The organism is Streptomyces sp. NPDC047880 (assembly GCF_040706515.1).
In the GTDB taxonomy this organism is placed as follows: domain Bacteria; phylum Actinomycetota; class Actinomycetes; order Streptomycetales; family Streptomycetaceae; genus Streptomyces.
This window is the reverse complement of the sequence record NZ_JBEZOK010000002.1, coordinates 58,093-79,272: the sequence shown is the minus strand read 5'-3', so window position 1 is coordinate 79,272 and position 21,180 is coordinate 58,093. Positions and strand designations below refer to the sequence as shown.

Below are 21,180 nucleotides of genomic sequence, written 5' to 3'. Positions count from 1 at the left end.
CACTGACATCGGTGCGCCGGTACACAACAGCCGACGGCTACCGCCACGCCCCCTCGACGGCCCGCAGCGCCGCCTCCACGTCCACCGGCAGCCCCTGCTCGGAGAGCGCCACCCCGAGTGCGGCCAGACTCGCCCGCACCGCACCCGGAGTCGCGTCCGCGCCGTAGTGGTTGACCCGGATCATCTCCTTGGCCAGCGCACCCCCGCCGGCCGCGAGCGGCACCGCCGGATCCGCCTCCAGCGCCCGCCGGACCAGCTCCGACGCCACCACCTGGGAGGGCGCCCGCAGCGTCGTGGCGACCGGCGCAGCATCCCGCGCCTCGTACACATAAGGCTCCAGCCCCCCGCCGAGCGCGGCCGCCCCGGCCCGGGTCGCCGCCGCGGCGGCCGCGTGCCGGGCCATCACGGTGTCGAGACCGGCCGCCTCGATCCGCTCCACACAGGCCTCCAGCGCCAGCATCTCCAGCTGGGCGGGCGCGTGCAGCAGCGCCTTGCGGCCGCCGTCGATCCACCGCTCCTTCCAGTCGAGGAGCGACAGGTACGACCGGCGCGGCGCCTTCGGGTTGGCCGCCATCCGCACCCAGGCCCGCTCGCTCACCGACACCGCCGAGACACCCGCCGGACCGCCCATCGCCTTCTGCGCCCCGATCACGCACAGGTCCACACCCCACGCGTCCGGCAGCACCGGCTCGGCCCCGATCGACGCCACGGCGTCCAGGTAGAACAGTGCTCCGTGCGCCCGCACGACCTCGCCGATCTCCGCGACCGGGTTGGTGTTGCCGGTCGCTGCCTCCGCGTGCACCAGGGACACGAAGTCGATCTCCGGGTGCTCCGCGAAGGCCTGCCGGATCTGCTCGGCCGTGACCGCCGTGTGGAAGGGCACCGCAAGGTCGATCACCGTGGCCCCGCAGTCCCGCAGCCAGTCGCCGAAGGTCTGGCCGTACGGCCCCGTGATGACGTTCAGCGCCGTCGTGCCCGGGCCGGCCGCGGCACGGATCGCGCCCTCCAGCGGCAGCAGCGCCTCGCCCTGCATGATCACGACGTCCTGCCGGGTGCTCAGCAGCCGCGCCACGCGGTCCTCGATCGCGGCGAAGCGGTCCGCGCCGAGCGGGGCCAGGTCCAGAAACGGATGCGTCACGGCAATGCTCTCTTCACTCACAGCAGGTTCGACCGCATCGAGGGTAACCGGCGGCCCCCCGCCCGCCGCGCGGCGAGTCCCGCGCACACCGGCCCCCGTCGATCGGCCGCGCCCGGCTCACTAAGGTGCGGTGCATGAGCGATCAGGTGGTGCTGCACGTGAAGGGGCGGGTGCTCGTCGGACCGGAGGACGTCCGGGACGAGCTGTGGGTGGTCGACGGCCGCGTCTCCTACGACCGTCCCGCCGGCGCCCGTGACATCCGCACGGTCGTCGGCTGGGCCCTGCCCGGGCTCGTCGACGCGCACTGCCACGTCGGACTCGACCGGCACGGTCCGGTCCCCGCGGACGTCGCCGAGAAGCAGGCCCTGACCGACCGGGACGCGGGCACCCTGCTCATCCGCGACGCCGGCTCACCCTCCGACACCCGCTGGATCGACGACCGCGAGGACCTGCCCAGGATCATCCGCGCCGGGCGGCACATCGCCCGCACCCGCCGCTACATCCGCAACTACGCCTGGGAGATCGAGCCGGAGGACCTGGTCGCCTACGTCGCCCAGGAGGCCCGCCGCGGCGACGGCTGGGTCAAGCTGGTCGGCGACTGGATCGACCGCGACCTCGGCGACCTCTCGGCCTGCTGGCCCCGCGAAGCCGTCGAGGCGGCGATCGCCGAAGCCCACCGGCTGGGTGCGCGCGTGACCGCGCACTGCTTCTCTGAGGACTCCCTCCAGGACCTCGTCGAGGCGGGCATCGACTGCATCGAACACGCCACCGGCCTCACCGAGGACCTCATCCCGCTGTTCGCGCAGCGCGGTGTCGCCATCGTCCCGACCCTGGTCAACATCGCGACCTTCCCGCAGCTCGCCGACGGCGGCGAGAGCAAGTTCCCCCGCTGGTCGGCCCATATGCGCCGGCTCCACGAACGCCGCTACGACACCGTGCGGAACGCCTACGACGCCGGGATCCCCGTCTTCGTCGGCACCGACGCCGGCGGCAGCCTCGCCCACGGACTGGCGGCCGCGGAGGTCGGCGAACTCGTCACCGCCGGCATCCCGCCCCTCCAGGCCCTCGCCGCGGGCACCTGGACGGCCCGCACCTGGCTGGGCCGCCCCGGCCTGGACGAGGGCGCCCCGGCCGACCTCGTCGTCTACGACGAGGACCCGCGGGCCGACGTACGGGTGCTGACATCACCGCGCCGGGTGGTGCTGAACGGGCGCGTGGTCGGCTAGCCGCGGGCAGGCAAAGGGGGGAATTCCTGCGCCGTGCGGGGCGGTCAAGGACTTCTACGGTCTTGCCACCTTGGAGTGAAGAGGCTTCAGGTCGCTAACGGTGCGGGCGCCGCGAGACGAAATGTTTCAAAGACCCGAGCCTGTCTCTCCTGGAGCCTCCACCGTGAACAGCACTTTCCTCCGTGTGCCCGCACGCCGTCTGGCGACCGTCGTGACGGTCATGGCCCTGGCCGCCGGGCCCGCGACACTGACCGGAGTGAGCCCGGCGTACGCCGCCGACGACCCCGGCCGTGCGAGCGCGGTCACCCTGCGCACCGACTTGGACGTCTCCCTGCTGAACGAGTCGGTGAACGTCCCGCTCGCCGTCTCCCTCAACGACGTCCAGGCTCCGCAGAGCGCCGAGGAGACCACGCTGACGGCCCGTCTGGACGCGGTGAACGGCGGCCAGCCCTTCACCGTGCTGCGCGCCGAGGTGGCTCAGGCGAAAGCCACGACGACCGCCACGAAGGCCGAGGCGGCGGCCACCCTGGTCCATGGCCGCCTTCACGTCCCCGGCCTGCCGCAGCCGGCGGTGATCGAGGTCGAGCAGGTCGCGTCGAAGGCCACCTGTGAGGTCGGCGAGGAGCCGGTCGCCACTACCGAGATGCCCGGCTGGGTGACCGTCCTCGGCGAGCGCGTTGACCTCACCGCCAAGGGCGAGGCGGACGTCACGGTGCCGGACGTCGGCGAGGTGCACCTGGATCTGTCGAACACCCGCACGACGGCCCGTTCGGCCGCCGCCACCGCCCTCGAACTCAAGGTGTCCGTCAACCCGTTGAAGCTGAACGTCGCCGAGGTCGACGGCACACTCACCCTGGCCGAGGCGACCTGCATGACGCCCGCGCCCGCGCCCGCGCCCGCGCCCGCGACCGTGCCCGCGGCCGCCGCCCAGCCCTCGCCCGAAGCGTCCGCCCCGTCGGCCGCCGTACAGCCCCGGGCCGAAGCGCCCGCCCCGCCGGCCGGCGCCAAGCCGCAGGGAGCACTCGCCGGGGAGAGCCTGGCCGAGACCGGCGGTGACTCGACGACGCCGTACCTCGTGGCCGGAGGGATCGCCCTGCTCGTGGCAGGCGGGGGAGCGGTGATGCGGGCCCGCCGCCGGAGCTGATCCGGCAGCGGGGGGTGGCGGCGAGAGCATCGAGGAGCGGGGGCTCGGGCTTCAGGGCCTGCTCCGGTGCCCACCGAAGACCGGGCTCAGTGCTGCAGCGCCCGTTCGAGAGTCCGCAGGAACCGGTCGGTCGTCCTGCGGTCCCGTACCGCGAGCCGCAGCCACTCCTCGTCCAGCCCGGGGAAGGTGTCCCCGCGGCGTACGGCCCAGCCGAGGTCGCGCAGGCGCCGGCGGACGGCAGTCGCCCCCGGCAGGCGGATCAGGACGAACGGGCCCTGCGCGGGACCTGCCACCCGCAGCCCGGCCGGGGTGAAGCGGGCGAGGCCGGCCAGCAGGTGCGCGCGGTCCGCCGCGATGCGGTGCGCCGCGTGGGCCGCCTCCGCCACCGCCCGCGGCCCCACGCACGCCTCGGCCGCGGCCAGCGCCGGGGTCGACACCGGCCACAGGGGCTGCGCACGCTCCAGCTCCTCGATCGTGTCCGGCGCCGCCAGCACGTAGCCGATCCGCAGCCCGGCCAGACCCCACGTCTTGGTCAGGCTGCGCAGCACCACGAGGCCGGGTACGTCGACCCGCCCGGCCAGGGCCTCGCGCTCGCCCGGCACCGCGTCCATGAACGCCTCGTCCACCACCAGCACCCGCCCGGGCCGGGTGAGCCGGGCGATCGCGTCCGCCGGGTGCAGTACCGACGTCGGGTTCGTCGGGTTGCCGATCACCACCAGGTCCGCGTCCTCGGGGACCGCCGCCGGGTCCAGCCGGAAGCCGTCCTCCTCCCGCAGCAGCACCCGGCCGACCGTGTGCCCCGCGTCCCGCAGCGCCGCCTCCGGCTCCGTGAACTGGGGATGCACGACCACCGGCCGCCGCACCTTCAGCGCCCGCGCCAGCAGCACGAACGCCTCCGCCGCGCCCGCCGTCAGCAGCACCCGCTCCACCGGCAGCCCGTGCCGCGCGGCTACCGCCGCCCGCGCGGCCCGCCCGTCCGGGTAGGCCGCGAGTCCGTCCAGAGACGCGGCGATGTGCTCCCGCAGCCAGGCGGGCGGCGTGTCCGCGCGGACGTTCACGGCGAGGTCGACGAGCGAACCGCCGTCGTCCCGGACCTCCGCGTCCCCGTGGTGGCGCAGATCGTGCCCGTGCTCAGTGCGCATGCGAGTGAGCACCGTGGTGGTGGTGCCCGTGACCGTGATGGTGGTCGTCGTCGTCCGGGTGGAAGTGCGGCTGCTGCGGCATGCCCACCTTGTCCTCGAAGCCCGGCAGCGCGATGCGGTACACGCACGAGTCGCAATTCATCCGCAGATCGCCCTTGACGGCCTCCTCGTACCGCTCCCACACCAGGTCGAGCAGCTCCGGCTCCGGCCCGATGACGCCGGCCGACAGCACCTCCACGTCCGGGTGCGCGGCCGCCCAGCCCTCTGTCTGGTGCCGCACCCGGTCCGGCAGGATGCCGGTGAACAGGAAATAGGGCAGGACCACGATCCGGCGGGCGCCCAGCCGCACACAGCGGTCGAGCCCGCTCGGCACGTCCGGAGCGGCCAGCGACACGAACGCCGTCTCGACGCCCGCGTACCCGCGCCCCTCCCACAGCAGCCGGGCCGCCTTGTGCACCTCGGCGTTGGCGTCCGGGTCCGTGGAGCCGCGCCCCACCAGCAGCACCGTCACGTCCGACCGGTCACCCGGCGAGCGGTCCGACGAGCCCAGGGCCTCGTCCAGCCGCCGCTCCAGCACGTTCAGCAGCGCCGGGTGCGGGCCGAGCGGACGGCCGTACGTGTACGAGATGCCCGGGTGCCGCTCTTTCTCGCGGGCCAGGGCCGCCGGGATGTCGCCCTTGGCGTGCCCGGCGGACACCAGCATCAGCGGAACGGCGGCGAAGCGACGCACGCCCTGTTCCACCAGTTCGGTGACGGCTTCGCCCAGCGGCGGCGGGGACAGCTCGATGAAGCCGCCCGCGACGGGCAGTTCGGGGTGCCGGGCCCCCAGCTGCCGTACGAAGTCGCGGAACGCCTCGGCTCCGGCGTCGTCCCGGGTGCCGTGGCCGGCGATGAGCAGGGCGGGCGGGGTGGTCACAGTTTCTCCTCGGCGGAAGTGGGGTGGTACAGCAGGGCGTTGAGCGCGGCGGCGGCGACCGCCGACCCGCCCTTCTCGGACACGTTGCTCACGGCGGGCAGTCCGCTCTCGCGCAGCGCGGCCTTCGATTCGACGGCTCCGACGAAGCCGACGGGCAGTCCGATGACGAGCGCGGGGTCGGCGTCGAGGGTCAGCAGCTCCTCCAGCGCCGTCGGCGCGTTGCCGATCACCCAGAGGGCACCGGGGCCGACCTGTTCGTAAGCGAGCCGGATGGCGTGCGCGGAACGGGTCAGCCCGGGCCCGGACTCGGCGTCCTTCAGGCGGCAGACCGTCTCGCGCCGGGTGATGCCGGCGCCGACCATCTCGACGTCCACGACCACGGGCGCCCCGGCGTGCAGCGCCGCGTGCGCCTTCTCCAGGGCGGCCTCGTCCATGACGAGGTCGCCGGCGTAGTCGAGGTCGGCGGCGGAGTGGATGACCCGCTCCACGACCGCGCGGGTCAGCGGCGGGAAGTGCGAGGTGTCCAGCCGGGCCCGCAGACGCCGGTAGGACTCCACCTCGATGGGATGGACGACGCGGTTCACTCGGCCCCCTCCTGCGCTGTCTGCCAGCGATAACCGCGCGGCGTCACCATGCGCCCCGCGATGTCCCGGGTCGCCGTGTTGCCCACGGTCACGACCGTCATCATGTCGACCGTAGCCGGGTCGAGCGCGCCCAGCGTGGTGAGCCGGCTGGACTCGTCCGGCCGCGAGGCGTTGCGTACGACCCCGACCGGCGTCCGCGGTGTCCGGTGCTCGGCGAGGATGCCCAGCGCCTTGGGGAGCTGCCAGTCACGGCCGCGCGAACGCGGGTTGTAGAAGGTGACCACGATGTCCGCCTCGGCCGCCGCCCGCACCCGCCGCTCGATGACCTCCCACGGCGTGTGCAGGTCGGACAGGCTGATCGACACGTGGTCGTGGCCCAGCGGCGCGCCCAGGATGGCACCGGCCGCGAGCGCCGCCGTCACGCCGGGCACGCCGACGACGTCGATGTCGTCGGAGGCCTCGGCGAGCGCGGGGGAGGCCATGGCGTAGACGCCCGCGTCCCCGCTGCCGATCAGCGCCACGGCCTGCCCCTTGCGGGCCTCCGCCACGGCCGTGCGGGCCCGCTCCTCCTCGGCGCCGAGCCCCGACTCCAGGATCCGGGTGCCGGGCCGCAGCAGATCACGGATCTGGTCGACGTACTGGTCGAGCCCCACGAGCACGGAGGCTCGCCGCAGTTCGGCCTGCGCGCGCGGCGTCAGCAGGTCCCGGGCGCCCGGCCCGAGCCCGACCACCGCGAGCCGCCCGCGCCCCGGCCGCCTGACCACGGCACAGGTCGCCATCGCCGGACTGGCGGCCGACTTCCGCTTGGGGACGAGCAGTTCACCCCCGCCGACCAGCGCGGCGGCCTCCGCGACGGACGGGGTCCCGACCGCGGCGAGCGGCGCGTCGGACGGGTTGGGCACGTCGACCCCGGCCAGCTCCTCGGCGGAGTACGTCACCAGGGGCACCCCGAGCCGTTCCGCGGCCTCGACGATGCCCGGCTCCCCGGCCTTGGCGTCGACGGTGGCCAGCTCGGCGACGGACGCACCCGACAGCCCGGCCTCCCGCAGGGCGTCCTCGACCAGCCCGAGGACCTCCTCCGTGGGGGCGCCCTTGGACGCACCGACCCCGACGACGAGCGTCGGCGGACGCAGCACCACCTCGTGCCCGGCCGCCTCAACGAGCCGGTCGGTCAACCGGATCGTGTACGACCCCTCCTCCGCCACCGGCAGCGGCGGCAGCGGCCAGGCCACCTCGGCCCGCAGCGCCACCGCCTCACCGTCCAGCAGCGCCCGCGACACCCCGGCGACATCGCCCTCCACGGGCAGGCCGAGGGTGTCCAGGCCCGGCAGGTCCACGGCGTCCGTGGCCGTCGTGACCACCGGCTCGGCGCCCAGCACCTCGCCCACCGCGCGGGCCAGGTCGTTGGCGCCGCCCGCGTGCCCGCCCAGCAGGGACACGGCGAACCGCCCGCCCTCGTCGACGCACACCACGCCCGGGTCCTCGGTCTTGCCGGACAGCAACGGTGCCACCAGCCGCACGACCGCCCCCGTCGCCAGGAAGCACACGAGCTGCTCGCACTGCGCGAACGCGGTCCGTACGGCGTCCCCGACGGGACCCTCGTACACACGGGTGCGGTCCGGCCACGCGGCGGCCAGCCGGTCCCGCGCGGCAGCTCCCGCCGCCGTGGCGGAAATGAGGCCGATCACTGAGCGACTCCTTCTTCGACGGCTGCCGGGGGCCGGACGCCCCACAGCAGGAAAACGGGGTTGGCCGCCGCGAGCCGGGTCACGTCCCCGGGCAGCGGCGCGAGCCGCGACGACTGCAGCAGCACGCCGTCGCAGGAGAGACCGGCGCTCGTCAGGGCCGCACGCGCGGCCGGCACCCGGTCGAGCGCCGCCATGGCGACGACCACCGTGCGCCGGACGCGCCGCGCGCACGCGGCGACGATCGCGGGCAGTTCGCTCCCGCCACCCCCCACGAACACGGCGTCCGGCGTCTCGCCGAGATCCGTCAGCGCGTCCGGCGCCGCGCCGTGCACGACGCGCACGTCCACGCCGTGCGCGGCGGCATTGGCGCGGACCCGCCCCACCCCGTCCGCGGTCTTCTCCACGGCGGTCACGGCCGCGCCCAGCCGAGCGCACTCCACGGCCACGGACCCCGAGCCCGCGCCCACGTCCCACACCAGGTCTCCCGGGCGCGGCCCCAGCCGGGCCAAGGCCAGGGCCCGCACCTCGAACTTGGTGATCATCGAGTCGCGGTGGGCGAACTCCGCCTCCTCCAGGGCCCAGCCGGCGGGACGCCCCCCGGGCCCCGCGACCGTCCGCACGGGGCCGAGCGCCCGCGCCTGGTCCAGGCACAGCACCACGTTCACCGCCGTGCCCCAGTCCCGGGCGGCGGCCTCGGCGGGCGTCACCCGCTCCACGCGCTCCGCCCGCGAGCCCAGCCCGGAGGCGACGACCAGCACCCGTGGCACGTCCAGCAGCGCGGCACCCAGCTCCGCCGGACCCGCGCCCGGGCCGGTCAGCACGGCCGTCTTCGCCTGCGCCCGGCACACGTTGACGGCCGTCCGCAGCTCCCGCCCGTGGGCGCTCACCACCACGGCGTCGTCCCACGGCAGCCCGATCCGCGCGAACGCGGCCGCCACGGACGACACCCCGGGCCGCACGTCCAGCCGCTCCGCGCCGAACCGCTCGGCCAGCACCCGCACGATCCCGAAGAACCCGGGGTCGCCGGAGGCCAGCACCACGACGGGACGATCCTTCTCGACGTACGCGCCGATGGTGTCGAGAGCCGGCGCGAGAGGCCCGAGCACGACCCGCTCCGCCGTCTCGGGCAGCGGTACGGCGTCGAGATGCCGCCGCCCGCCCACCACCAGCCCGGCACCGGCGAGGACGTCGTCGGAAGGCGCCGCCCCCGTCCCCGTGCCGACCACCGTGATCACGTACTCGCCCCCCGCTCGCGCAGCGCCCGCCGGGCCTCCGGGTCGGCCTTGCGGTAGCCGTGGAAGTGTCCCGGGTGGTACAGGTGCGAGCGCGTGCCGTGCGCGTCGAGCGCCGGGCCGACCAGGAACAGGGTGTGCTTCCAGAGCTTGTGTTCCTTGACCGTCTCCTCCAGCGTGCCGATCGTGCACTTCACGACCAGCTCCTCCGGCCAGGTCGCCTGGTACGCCACCACGACCGGCGTCGTCGTCGGATAGCCGCCCTCCAGCAGCTCCCGCACGAGCTGCCCGCTGCGGGCGGCGGAGAGGAACACCGCCATGGTGGTGCCGTGCTTGGCGAACTCCCGGACCTCCTCGCCGGGCGGCATCGGCGTCTTGCCGCCGCCGAGCCGGGTCAGCACCACCGACTGAGCGACCTCGGGGATGGTCAGCTCGCGCTGCGCGAGGGCCGCGACGGCCGAGAAGGAGGACACCCCGGGCACGATCTCGGTCGTGATGCCGATCGCGGCACACCGGTCGACCTGCTCCTGCGTGCCGCCCCACAGGGCCGGGTCGCCGGAATGGATCCTGGCCACCTTCAGCCCCTCGCCGCGGGCCCGCTCGTACACGGCGACGACGTCCTCCAGGGACATGGTCGCCGAGTCGAGGATCTCCGCGTCCGCACGGGCGTGCTCCAGGACCTCCTCCTGGACCAGGCTGGCCGCCCAGATCACGACATCGGCCTCGGCGATGGCGCGCGCGGCACGGAACGTCAGCAGGTCGGCGGCGCCGGGGCCGGCACCGACGAAGGTCACTTTGCCGGCAGGGGCGTCGGCCATGGGATGGGTCCTCTCGTACAGGGGGTGGAACGGGGGAGGGGCGGTGGTGGGCGGGACTGTCAGAGCTTTCCGCCCCGGCCGCCCTCGCGCCGGGCGGGGGCGATCAGCGTCGACAGGTAGGGCAGGGGCGCGTCGTCGAGCTCGGCGGCCCGGCGTACGGACTCCTCCGGCAGCCCGAGCGCCGAACCCCACACGGCGTCGGCGAGCCGCCCGGTCTCCCGCAGCGCCTCGGCGACCTCGTGCGCCTGCCGCCCGAACTTGTAGGCGACCACGGTCCCCGGCCCGGCCAGGGCGTCCTTCAGCACGGCGGCACCGGCGGTGACGGGCACGAGCGTGAGCGGCTCGGTCCCCTCGGTCAGCACGGCACCCGACCGGGCGGCCAGGTCCTGCATGGCGGTGATACCGGGCACCGTCGCGACGACCGTCCCCGGCACGAGCTCGGTGATGGTCTGCGCGAGGTAGGTGAACGTCGAGTAGACGTTGGGGTCCCCGATCGTCGCGAAGGCCACCGACGCGTTCCGCCGCAGCAATTCGGCGACCCGCTCGCCGGCCGCGTCCCAGGCCGCCTCGCGCCGCGCCCGGTCACTGCGCTCGTTCAGCGCGAACACGACCCGGACGACCTTCTCCTCGGGCACGTAGTGCAGGACGGTCGCCTCTGCCCGGCCGGGCTCCCCGCCGTCCCGCCCGTCGGGCGCGGCCATCACGGGCACCACCACGACATCCGCTTCGCGCAGGGCGTTGACACCCTTGACGGTCACCAGCTCCGGATCCCCGGGCCCCACCCCGACTCCGACCAGCCTGCTGCTCATGACGTCCGGCACCTCTCGACGAACCGACGGGCGACACCGGGCTCGGACGCCCAGTGCGTGTGCAGATAGCTCGCGTGCACACCGCGCTGTACAAAACCCTCGACCCGCGGCCGGGGGGTGCGGACCCCCCAGGCGGGCGCCGCCCCCGAGCCGGGCTCCACGGCGGTCCGGTGGAACTCGTGCCCCCGCATCCGCGTCCCGGCCGCCGCGAGCACACTGCCGCCCACGGCCACGGCGTCCCGGTAGCCCAGCGTGAGCCGCTCGGTCATCCGCGCCGAGGCGTCCAGCACCCCGCACATCGGCAGCCCGTCCAGCTCCCGGCACAGATACAGCAGCCCGGCACACTCGGCGGCCACGGGAGCGCCGCTTCCCGCCAGCTCGGCAACGGCCTTGCGCAGGGACGTGTTGGCGGACAGCTCGGCGGCGTACACCTCGGGGAACCCGCCCCCGATCACCAACCCGGCAGTCCCCTCCGGCAGTTCCTCGTCCCGCAAGGGGTCGAAGGTGACGACCTCGGCCCCGGCGGCGGCGAGCAGCTCGGTGTGTTCGGCGTAGGAGAAGGTGAAGGCGGACCCCCCGGCGACGGCGACGACGGGCGCCCGCTGCCCAACAGCTTCGTCCGCCCGCGTCGGGTGGTGGGTGGGCGAGGCGGGGGTCCAGGGGGCGGAGCTCCCTGGTACGGCACCGGCGGCACGGGCCAGTGCTTCCAACGCCCCCAGATCACAGCCGTCCAAGACCTGCGCAGCCATCGCCGCAACCGCCTCCACCGCAGCAGCGTGCCGCTCGGCGACCGGCACCAGCCCGAGATGCCGCGACGGCGTGGACAGCTGCGCAGCCCGCCGCAGCACCCCCAGCACCGGCACCCCGGCCTGCTCCAACGCCTCCCGCAACAGCTCCTCGTGCCGGTCCGAGGCGACCTTGTTGAGGATCACGCCCCCGACCCGCACCTCCGGATCCCAGGAGGCGAACCCGTGCACCAGCGCCGCCACCGACCGCGACTGCGACGACGCGTCCACGACCAGCACCACCGGCGCCCGCAACAGCTTCGCGACATGCGCCGTGGAGGCCAGCTCGCCCTCGCCCGCGGCCCCGTCGAACAGCCCCATCACGCCCTCGACGACGGCGATGTCGCACCCCCGCGCCCCGTGCAGGAACAGCGGCCCGACCAGCTCGGGCCCGCACAGGTACGCGTCGAGGTTCCGTCCCACCCGCCCGGTCGCGAGCGCGTGGTACCCGGGGTCGATGTAGTCCGGTCCGACCTTGTGCGGGGACACGGCGAGCCCCCGCGCGGCGAACGCGGCCATCAACCCCGTGGCGACGGTGGTCTTGCCGCTGCCCGACGAGGGCGCGGCGATGACCAGCCGTGGGACGGAAGCACTCACCACTCGATGCCCCTCTGGCCCTTCTGTCCCACGTCCATGGGGTGCTTGACCTTGGACATGTCGGTCACGAGGTCGGCGAAGTCCACGAGCTTCCCGGGCGCGTTCCGCCCGGTGATGACGACGTGCTGCGTCCCGGGCCGGTCCCGCAGCACGGAGATCACCTCGTCCGTGTCCACCCAGCCCCAGTGCATCGGGTAGGCGAACTCGTCGAGCACGTACAGCTTGTACGTCTCGGCCGCCAGGTCCCGCTTGACCTGCTCCCAGCCCTCCCGGGCCTTCTCCTCGTTGTCCATCTGGGCGTCGCGCTGCACCCAGGACCAGCCCTCGCCCATCTTGTGCCAGTCGACGGACCCGCCCTCGCCGGAGGCGCCGAGCACGCGCAGCGCGTTCTCCTCGCCGACCTTCCACTTCGCCGACTTGACGAACTGGAACACCCCGATCGGCCACCCCTGGTTCCAGGCCCGCAGCGCGAGCCCGAACGCGGCGGTGGACTTGCCCTTGCCGACGCCCGTGTGCACCACGACCAGCGGCCGGTTCCGGCGCTGCCGGGTCGTCAGCCCGTCGTCCGGCACCACACTCGGCTGTCCCTGCGGCATTACGCGGCCCTCCTCTGCACGTCCTTCACGAGCCCGGCGATGCTGTCCGCGCGCAGCTCGTCCAATGTCACGGCCGTTCCGCCCAGTTCACCCGCGAGCTGCCCGGCGAGCCCCAGCCGCACCGGCCCCGACTCGCAGTCCACGACGACCGAGGCGACCCCGTCGGCCGCGAACAGCCGGGCCGCACGCCCGGCCAGGGCGACCGGCTCGGGACCGCCGGTGGCCCGGCCGTCCGTGACGACCACGACCAGCGGCCGCCGCGCGGGGTCGCGCAGCCGTTCCACGCGCAGCACGTCGTGCGCGCGCAGCAGCCCCGCGGCCAGTGGTGTCCGCCCGCCGGTGGGCAGCGTCTCCAGCCGGGCCGCCGCCGCGTCCACCGACGAGGTCGGCGGCAGCGCGACGTCCGCGTCCGTGCCGCGGAAGGTCACCAGGCCCACCTTGTCGCGCCGCTGGTAGGCGTCCAGCAGCAGCGACAGCACGGCGCCCTTCACGGCGCTCATCCGCTGCCGGGCCGCCATCGACCCGGAGGCGTCCACGACGAACAGCACGAGGTTGCCCTCGCGCCCCTCGCGGGTGGCCTGCCGCAGATCGTCCCGGCGCACCACCAGACCCGGCCCGGACCGTCCGCGCGCCCGCTGGTGCGGCGCCGCCGCCTGCACGGTCGCCGCCAGGTGCAGCTTGGTGAGCGCGCCGCGGGGCCGCCTTGCCCCGGTCGTCCGCCCGTGTTCGGTCCGCGCCCGGGACCGCCGCCCGGCGGCACCCTCGCCGATCCCGGGCACGCTCAGCACCTTGGTGCGGAACGGCTCGGAGGCCCGTACGGCCGACTGCTCGCCGGCGCCCGAGGGCTGCGGCTGCCCGCTCTCGCCGGCCTCGGGCCGGGCCGCGGTGTCGCCGTCGCCCTGGGGCGCGTCGTCGGGTTCGGGCTGTCCGCCGCCCCCGCCGGGCCCGTCAGGACCGGGGTCCGGGTCCGGATCGTCGTCGTCCGAGCCGCCGAACTCCTCCAGCGTCTCGTCGAGTTTGTCCTCGTCGAGTCCCGGCGCGTCGAAGGGGTTGCGCCGCCGCCGGTGCGGCAGCGCGAGCAGCGCCGCCTGCCGGACGTCCTCCGCGAGCACGTCCGTGCGCCCGGCCCAGGCGGCCAGCGCGGTCGCGGTCCGCGCCATCACGATGTCGGCGCGCATGCCGTCCACCTCGAAGGCCGCGCAGGTCGCCGCGATCTGCCGCAGCGCCCCGTCGCCCAGCCGCACGGACGGCAGCAGCTCCCGCGCCGCCACGATCCGCGCCCGTACGGCGGCCTCCTCCTCGGCCCAGCGCGCGGCGAAGGCGGCCGGGTCGTCGTCGTAGGCCAGGCGCCGCCTGACGACCTCCACCCGCTGGTCCGGCTCCCGCGAGGCCGCGACCTCGACGGTCAGCCCGAACCGGTCGAGCAACTGCGGCCGCAGCTCGCCCTCCTCGGGGTTCATGGTGCCGACGAGCAGGAAGCGGGCCGCGTGCCGTACGGAGACGCCCTCGCGCTCGACGTACGAGGCGCCCATCGCGGCGGCGTCCAGCAGCAGGTCGACCAGGTGGTCGTGGAGGAGGTTGACCTCGTCGACGTAGAGGATCCCGCGGTGCGCGTCCGCGAGCAGGCCCGGCTCGAAGGCCTTCACGCCCTCGGAGAGGGCCCGCTCGATGTCCAGCGCGCCCACGAGCCGGTCCTCGGAGGCGCCGACGGGCAGCTCGACCATGCGGGCGGGCCGCTCGGCACCGCCACCGGCCTCGTGGGGCCCGTCCGGGCACCCCGGGTCGGGGGAGGCGGGGTCGCAGGAGAAACGGCAGCCGGGGACGACCGGGACCTCCGGCAGCAGCGCCGACAGCGCCCGTACCGCGGTCGACTTGGCCGTGCCCTTCTCGCCGCGCACCAGCACACCGCCGACCGCCGGGGACACGGCGTTCAGCAGCAGCGCGAGCCGCAGGTCGTCCTGGCCCACGACGGCCGTGAACGGAAAGGGGGTGGTCACTTCTCGTCGCCCTCCAAGTCGCCTTCGAGTTCCAGGTAGGTGGCGCGCAGCCGTTCCAGCGTCTCCGCGTCCGGCTCGGCCCACAGTCCGCGCTCTGCGGCCTCCAGGAGCCGTTCGGTGATACCGCGCAGCGCCCAGGGGTTGGACTTCTTCATGAAGTCCCGGTTCTCCGGGTCGAAGACGTACTCGGCGCTGAGCTTCTCGTACATCCAGTCGTCCACGACCCCGGCCGTGGCGTCGTACCCGAACAGGTAGTCCACGGTCGCCGCCATCTCGAAGGCGCCCTTGTAGCCGTGCCGCCGCATGGCCGCCATCCAGCGCGGGTTGACCACCCGGGCACGGAAGACGCGGTGGGTCTCCTCGCCGAGCGTGCGGGTCTTCACCTGGTCCGGAGTGGCCGAGTCGCCGACGTACGCCTCGGGGCTCGCGCCCGTCAGGTGCCGCACCATGGCCACCATGCCGCCGTGGTACTGGAAGTAGTCGTCGGCGTCGACCAGGTCGTGCTCACGGGTGTCGACGTTCTTCGCGGCGACCGCGATCCGCTTGAACGCCGTCTCCATGTCGCCGCGCGCGGCCCGCCCGTCGAGCCCCCGGCCGTAGGCGTAGCCGCCCCACACCGCGTACACCTCGGCGAGGTCGGCGTCGGAGCGCCAGTTGCGGGCGTCGATCAGCGGCAGCAGACCCGCCCCGTACGCCCCCGGCTTGGAGCCGAAGATGCGGGCCGTGGCCCGGCGCCGGTCGCCGTGCTCGGCGGTGTCCTGGTCGGCGTGGGCCCGCACGTAGTTGGACTCCGCCGGCTCGTCCAGCTCGGCCACCGTCCGCACGGCGTCGTCGATCAGGCCCACGACGTGCGGGAACGCGTCCCGGAAGAAGCCCGAGATGCGGACCGTCACGTCGATGCGCGGCCGGCCGAGCTCCGCGAGCGGGACCACCTCGAACCCGGTCACGCGCCGCGAGGCGTCGTCCCACACGGGTCGGCAGCCCAGCAGCGCCAGGATCTCGGCGATGTCGTCGCCCTGGGTGCGCATCGCAGAGGTGCCCCACACCGTCAGGCCGACGGACGTCGGGTACTCACCGGTGTCCTGGAGGTACCGCTGCACCAGGGAGTCGGCGAGGGACTGCCCGACCTCCCAGCTCAGCCGGGACGGGATGGCCTTGGGGTCGACGGAGTAGAAGTTCCGGCCCGTCGGCAGGACGTTGACGAGCCCGCGGGTCGGCGAACCGGAGGGACCGGCCGGGACGTAACCGCCGCGCAGCGCCCGCAGGATGTGCCCGATCTCGTCGGTGGTCTTCTCCAGCCGGGGCACGACCTCGGTGCAGGCGAACTCCAGCACGGCGACCGCGTCGGGCAGTTCGGTGCCGAGGACCTCCCGGACCAGCGGCGCGCTGTCGGCGACCGCCCAGCCGCGCTCCTCCATGCCCTCCGCGATCCGCCGGCACAGCTGCTCCAGCAGGTCGATCGCGTCGGCGGCGCTGCGAGCAGGGCCGTCCACCAGGTCCGTCAGCTCGACGGGCACCTTCACCGGGGCGCCCGGCTCGGCCAGCAGTTCCTTCTCCACGAGCCCGAAGTGCTCCGCAAGCGACGCCCGGAGCCCCGGCAGCGCGTTGGCCTGTCCGCCCCACACCTGCGAGGCGCGCAGCACGGCCAGCACGAGGTTGACGCGCGGCTCGCCGACCGGCCCGCCGCCCAGGATGTGCAGGCCGTCACGGATCTGCACGTCCTTGATCTCGCACAGATAGCCGTCGATGTGCATGACGAACTCGTCGAACTCCTCGTCGTCCGGCTGTTCGTCGACGTGCAGGTCGTGGTGGAGTTCGGCGGCCTTGACCAGCGTCCAGATCTGGGCGCGCACGGTCGGGGCCTTCGCCGGGTCCAGGTCGGAGACGAGCGCGTACTCGTCGAGGAGCTGCTCCAGCTTGGCCAGGTCGCCGTAGGTGTCGGCGCGGGCCATCGGCGGCACCAGGTGGTCGACGACCGTGGCGTGCCCGCGGCGCTTGGCCTGGGTGCCCTCGCCCGGGTCGTTGACGATGAACGGGTAGATCAGCGGCAGGTCCCCGAGGACCGCGTCCGGGGCGCAGCCCCCGCTGAGTCCGAGGCCCTTGCCCGGCAGCCACTCCATGGTGCCGTGCTTGCCCATGTGCACGATGGCGTCGGCGCCGAAACTGTTCTCCAGCCAGCGGTAGGCCGCCATGTAGTGGTGCGACGGCGGCATGTCCGGGTCGTGGTAGATCGCGATCGGGTTCTCGCCGAAGCCGCGCGGCGGCTGGATCATCACGACGACGTTCCCGAACTGCAGGGACGCCAGCACGATGTCGTCGCCGTCGACGTAGAGGCTGCCCGGCGGCTCGCCCCACGCCTCGGTCATGGCGTCCTTCAGCTCCGGGTCGAGCTTCTCGAACCACGCCCGGTAGTCGGCCAGCGGCACCCGCGCGGGCGCGGCGGCCAGCTGCTCCTCCGTCAGCCACTCCACGTCGTGCCCACCGGCGTTGATGAGCCGGTGGATCAGCTCGTCGCCCTCGTCCGGATGCCCTTCGACCACGTATCCGGCGTCCCGCAGCGCGTCCAGCACCCGCACCGCCGAGGCCGGGGTGTCCAGCCCGACCGCGTTGCCGACCCGCGAGTGCTTCGTCGGGTACGCGGTGAAGACCAGCGCGAGCTTCTTCTCGGCGTTCTCCTTGTGCCGCAGCCGTGCGTGCCGTACGGCGATGCCGGCGACGCGCCCGGCCCGCTCCGGGTCGGCGACGTAGACCGGAACGTCGTCCGGCCCCTGCTCCTTGAAGGAGAACGGCACGGTGATCAGCCGCCCGTCGAACTCCGGGATGGCCACCTGCATCGCGGCGTCCATGGGGGAGAGGGCGGCGTCCGAGTCCGCCCAGGCCTGCCGCGAGGACGTCAGGCACAGGCCCTGCAGCACGGGGATGTCCAGCTCGGCGAGGGCGCCGATGTCCCAGGCCTCCTCGTCGCCGCCGGCCGAGGCCTGCGAGGCGTGCGTGCCGCCGGCGGCGAGGACGGTGGCGACGAGGGTGTCCGCCTGCCCGAGGATCTCGTACAGGCCCGCGTCCGCGCCGCGCAGCGAACCGCAGTACACGGGAAGCGCGTTGGCGCCCCGCGCCTCGATCGCGTCGCACAGGGTGTCCACGAAGGCGGTGTTGCCGCTCAGTTCGTGGGCCCGGTAGAACAGCACGCCGACGGTCGGACGGCCCGGCACGAGCTCACGCTCGCCGTGGACGCCGTACTCCGGCATCTTCCGCGGCTCGACGAACCCCTCGCCCGTCAGCAGCACGGTGTCGGAGAGGAACCGGGCGAGTTCGGTGAGGTTGTCCGGGCCGCCCTCGACGAGGTACCTGAGCGCCTCCGCGACGACACCGGCCGGGACGGACGACTCGGCCATCAGCTCCGCGTCCGGCACGGCCTCGCCACCGAGCAGCACGGTCGGGATGCCGGAGGCCTTCAGCGCGGCGAGCCCGTCCTCCCAGGCCCGCTTGCCGCCGAGCAGCCGGACGACGGCGACGGACGCGCCGTCCAGCAGGGCGGGCAGCTCCTCCCGGACGTCCACGCGGGTCGGGTTGCCGATCCGGTAGTCGGCACCGGAGGCGGCCCGGGCCGCCAGCAGGTCCGTGTCGGCGGTCGACAACAACAACACAGTGCTCATGCGGGTGCTCCCGGTGGAATGAAGGGCAGTCCTTGCGGCGCGCCGGACTCGATGAGCCGCCACAGCGCGTCGGTGTCCGCGTGCTGTTCGATCAGGTCGCCGAGCCGGTCGAGCTGCTCCTCGCGCAGCGCGGCGAACGAGGTGTCCGGCGCGGGCACGAAGCGGCGGCCCGCGGCGGCCGCCACCTCGCGCAGAAAGGCCCGCCGGAAGCCGTCCGACTCCAGCGAGCCGTGCCAGTGCGTGCCCCAGGTCTGGCCGACCCGGCAGCCGTCCAGGAAGGGGACTCCTCCGGTGACGTCGGCGACGCCGTGGTGGATCTCGTAGCCCTCGACGTGTTCCCCGAGGGCCTCGCCGGCCGGCCGGGTGAGGGTCTTCTCGCGGGCGAACCGCACCCGCACGGGCAGGATCCCGAGCCCGTCGACATGGCCCCGGCGGCTCTCCACGTCGTCCTCGATGTGCTCGCCCAGGATCTGGAAGCCGCCGCAGATGCCGAGCACGGGCCGCTGTTCGGCGGCCCTGCGGACCAGGGCGTCGGCGAGCCCGCGCTCTCGCAGCCACTCCAGCGCCCGGACCGTCCCGCGGGTGCCGGGCACGATGACGAGGTCGGCGTCGGACAGTTCCTCCGGCCGGTCCACGAACCGCACCACGACGCCCGGTTCGGCGGCCAGGGCGTCCACGTCGGTGAAGTTGGACATCAGCGGCACGGCGCAGACCGCGATCCGCAGCACGTCCTGCCCGACGGGCGGGGCGACGACGGACTCCCGCACCGCTCCCCGCAGGGAGACGCGCAGTCCGTCCTCCTCGTCGATCCCGAGCCCGTGCCGGAACGGCAGCACCCCGTAGGTCTTCCGCCCGGTGAGCCCGTGCAGCATGTCCAGGCCCGGCTCCAGCAGGGAGACGTCCCCGCGGAACTTGTTGACGAGGAACCCGGCGACGCAACGCTGGTCCTCGGGCGACAGCAGCGCCACCGTCCCGAAGAACGAGGCGAACACCCCGCCCCGGTCGATGTCGCCGACGACGAGCACGGGCAGCCCGGCGTTCCGGGCGATTCCCATGTTCACGATGTCCGTCCGCCGCAGATTGATCTCGGCGGGAGAACCGGCCCCCTCACAGATCACCGCGTCATACGTGCCCCGCAACTGCTCCAGACAGTCCAGCACCGTCCCGAGCAACTGCTGCTGCCGTCCGCCGTGATAGCCGCGCGCGCTCATCTCCCCGACCGGCTTGCCCAGCAGCACGACCTGACTGCTCTGCTCGCCGCCGGGCTTGAGCAGCACCGGGTTCATCAGCGCGGTCGGCTCGATGCGGCAGGCCTGCGCCTGCATGGCCTGTGCCCGCCCGATCTCGGCCCCTTCCGTGGTCACGAAGGAGTTCAGGGACATGTTCTGCGCCTTGAAGGGCGCGACCTTGACGCCTTGGCGCACCAGCCACCGGCAGATCCCGGCGGTCACGACGCTCTTGCCGGCGTCGGAGGTGGTTCCGGCGACGAGAAGCCCACCGCTCATGTCATTTCCCCCTCTTCAGCGACCGCGCGCCCTTGAGCGACGGCGCACTCCCGAGCGACGGCACGCTCCTGGACAACCGCGCACTCGTCAGCAACCGCGCGCCCGCGCACACCCCGAGCGCGAGCCACGTCACGCGCTGCGACAGCCGCACGGCCCGCTCGACGTCCTGCGTGCCGACCGCACGCCCCAGTGTGTTCAGCACGGGCCGGTGCTCCACCCGCCCGCCGTACGAGAGCGTCCCGCCCAGCCGCACCCCTAGCGCCCCCGCGAACGAGGCTTCCACGGGCCCGGCGTTGGGACTCGGATGCTTCGCCGCATCGGCCCGCCACGCCCGCACGGCCCCCCGCGGATCCGGCCCGGCCAGGGCGGCGAGCACGGCGGTCAGCCGCGCTCCCGGCCACCCCGCGAGGTCGTCCAGCCGCGCGGAGGCCCACCCGTAGCGGCGGTAACGGGCCGACTTGTGCCCGACCATCGCGTCCAGGGTGTTGACGGCCCGGAAGCCCAGCAGCCCCGGCACCCCGCCGACGGCGCCCCACACCAGCGCCCCCACCACCGCGTCGGACGTGTTCTCGGCGACGGACTCGACCACGGCCCGGGCCATGCCGTCGGCGTCGAGGGCCTGCGGATCGCGGCCGCACAGGTGCGGCAGCCGGGCCCGGGCCGCCTCGGCGTCCCCGGCCTCCAGGGCCCGCCCGATCGTCCGTGCCTCCCGGGCGAGTGAAGTCCCCCCGACGACGGCCCAGGTGGCGGCACCGGTCAGCGCGACGGAGGCGACGGGGGAGGTGCGCACGGCACGTGCGGCGACGGACCCGAGGGCGACGGCCCCTCCGGCACACACGGCGGTGTGCAGCGCACCCCACCCGCGGTGGTCCCGCCACAGCACCCGTTCCACGGCACCCGCGGCCCGCCCGAACGCGGCGACCGGATGCCCCCGGCGAGGATCACCGAGCAGCAGGTCACCGATCAGGCCGGCGGCGGCGCCGTACGCGAAGACGCGACCGGCACCCATGGTCTCAGCCGGCCAGGAGGGCGGGCAGGGGTGGGGTGGTGAACCTCGATCGGCAGCCGCGCATGGCGATATGTGTCCTCACTCAGGGTGTCCACGCCCTGGTTCGACGAGACCGGCGGTGAGAGTTCCTGGCTCCCGGGGATCGCTACCCCGGTGACAGTGGCGGGACCGCGCCGGACTTGCACCGGCTTCCTCTCCTGCCGCCGTATTGGCCCCGGCAGTCCACCACGGCCGGGAACCGCCGTCAACTTGCCTTTGACCTGCGAGGGGAGAGTGTGGAGAACCCCACATCCCCCCTGCCCCACACGACGACCGGGCGGCACAGGACCTCAAGTCCCGTG

Annotated in this window: 16 protein-coding genes and 1 riboswitch; of the genes, 2 read left to right on the top strand and 14 right to left on the bottom strand. The window is 74.3% G+C overall.

Going from position 1 to position 21,180, the window contains the following annotated elements:
* Positions 1–37: 37 nt before the first annotated feature.
* Positions 38–1,138, bottom strand: a complete 1,101-nt coding sequence (locus tag AB0937_RS04240; RefSeq protein WP_366709400.1) for an aminotransferase class V-fold PLP-dependent enzyme — start codon at positions 1,136–1,138, stop codon at positions 38–40.
* A gap of 134 nt (positions 1,139–1,272) precedes the next feature.
* Here AB0937_RS04240 and AB0937_RS04235 point away from each other — a divergent pair, with 134 nt between their 5' ends.
* Both AB0937_RS04235 and AB0937_RS04230 read left to right on the top strand, forming a co-directional pair.
* Entirely contained in the window at positions 1,273–2,364 is a 1,092-nt protein-coding gene (locus AB0937_RS04235; RefSeq protein ID WP_366709399.1) for an amidohydrolase family protein, read from the top strand.
* A gap of 163 nt (positions 2,365–2,527) precedes the next feature.
* Entirely contained in the window at positions 2,528–3,508 is a 981-nt protein-coding gene (locus tag AB0937_RS04230; protein WP_366709398.1) for an SCO1860 family LAETG-anchored protein, read from the top strand.
* 86 nt (positions 3,509–3,594) lie between these two features.
* Here AB0937_RS04230 and cobC read toward each other — a convergent pair whose 3' ends face one another.
* From cobC to AB0937_RS04165, 13 genes are read right to left on the bottom strand one after another with little or no spacing between them, the layout of a single operon-like run.
* Entirely contained in the window at positions 3,595–4,650 is a 1,056-nt protein-coding gene (gene cobC / locus AB0937_RS04225; RefSeq protein WP_366709397.1) for an Rv2231c family pyridoxal phosphate-dependent protein CobC, read from the bottom strand.
* A complete protein-coding gene (locus tag AB0937_RS04220) occupies positions 4,640–5,566 on the bottom strand; it encodes a sirohydrochlorin chelatase (RefSeq protein WP_366709396.1) in 927 nt (308 codons plus the stop codon). Before AB0937_RS04220 ends, cobC begins: the two co-directional genes overlap by 11 nt.
* Complete coding sequence (locus AB0937_RS04215) at positions 5,563–6,150, bottom strand: precorrin-8X methylmutase (protein WP_358954161.1); 588 nt, start codon at positions 6,148–6,150, stop codon at positions 5,563–5,565. The genes AB0937_RS04220 and AB0937_RS04215 overlap by 4 nt, the downstream gene beginning before the upstream one ends.
* Positions 6,147–7,838, bottom strand: coding sequence for a precorrin-3B C(17)-methyltransferase (gene cobJ, locus AB0937_RS04210; protein ID WP_366709395.1), 1,692 nt, complete (start codon positions 7,836–7,838; stop codon positions 6,147–6,149). The genes AB0937_RS04215 and cobJ overlap by 4 nt, the downstream gene beginning before the upstream one ends.
* Positions 7,835–9,073: a precorrin-6y C5,15-methyltransferase (decarboxylating) subunit CbiE gene (gene cbiE, locus AB0937_RS04205; protein WP_366709394.1), complete on the bottom strand. Its 1,239-nt coding sequence runs from the start codon at positions 9,071–9,073 to the stop codon at positions 7,835–7,837. Before cbiE ends, cobJ begins: the two co-directional genes overlap by 4 nt.
* Positions 9,070–9,888 (bottom strand): precorrin-4 C(11)-methyltransferase, encoded by an 819-nt coding sequence (cobM, locus tag AB0937_RS04200; RefSeq protein ID WP_366709393.1) that lies wholly within the window; start codon positions 9,886–9,888, stop codon positions 9,070–9,072. Before cobM ends, cbiE begins: the two co-directional genes overlap by 4 nt.
* A gap of 59 nt (positions 9,889–9,947) precedes the next feature.
* On the bottom strand, positions 9,948–10,697 hold the full coding sequence (cobI, locus tag AB0937_RS04195; protein WP_366709392.1) for a precorrin-2 C(20)-methyltransferase: 750 nt from the start codon (positions 10,695–10,697) through the stop codon (positions 9,948–9,950).
* Positions 10,694–12,079 (bottom strand): cobyrinate a,c-diamide synthase, encoded by a 1,386-nt coding sequence (locus AB0937_RS04190; protein WP_366709391.1) that lies wholly within the window; start codon positions 12,077–12,079, stop codon positions 10,694–10,696. Before AB0937_RS04190 ends, cobI begins: the two co-directional genes overlap by 4 nt.
* The gene (gene cobO / locus AB0937_RS04185; RefSeq protein WP_366709390.1) at positions 12,076–12,675 is read right to left on the bottom strand and encodes a cob(I)yrinic acid a,c-diamide adenosyltransferase; all 600 of its coding nucleotides are present in this window, start codon (positions 12,673–12,675) and stop codon (positions 12,076–12,078) included. Before cobO ends, AB0937_RS04190 begins: the two co-directional genes overlap by 4 nt.
* Positions 12,675–14,672 (bottom strand): putative cobaltochelatase, encoded by a 1,998-nt coding sequence (locus AB0937_RS04180; RefSeq protein ID WP_366709389.1) that lies wholly within the window; start codon positions 14,670–14,672, stop codon positions 12,675–12,677. The genes cobO and AB0937_RS04180 overlap by 1 nt, the downstream gene beginning before the upstream one ends.
* Positions 14,669–18,325: a cobaltochelatase subunit CobN gene (gene cobN / locus AB0937_RS04175; RefSeq protein WP_366709388.1), complete on the bottom strand. Its 3,657-nt coding sequence runs from the start codon at positions 18,323–18,325 to the stop codon at positions 14,669–14,671. Before cobN ends, AB0937_RS04180 begins: the two co-directional genes overlap by 4 nt.
* Positions 18,322–19,830 (bottom strand): cobyric acid synthase, encoded by a 1,509-nt coding sequence (locus AB0937_RS04170; protein ID WP_366709387.1) that lies wholly within the window; start codon positions 19,828–19,830, stop codon positions 18,322–18,324. The genes cobN and AB0937_RS04170 overlap by 4 nt, the downstream gene beginning before the upstream one ends.
* 1 nt (position 19,831) lies before the next feature.
* Positions 19,832–20,839: a cobalamin biosynthesis protein gene (locus tag AB0937_RS04165; RefSeq protein ID WP_366709386.1), complete on the bottom strand. Its 1,008-nt coding sequence runs from the start codon at positions 20,837–20,839 to the stop codon at positions 19,832–19,834.
* 99 nt (positions 20,840–20,938) lie between these two features.
* Positions 20,939–21,097: riboswitch (cobalamin riboswitch) on the bottom strand.
* Between the last annotated feature and the right edge of the window lie 83 nt (positions 21,098–21,180).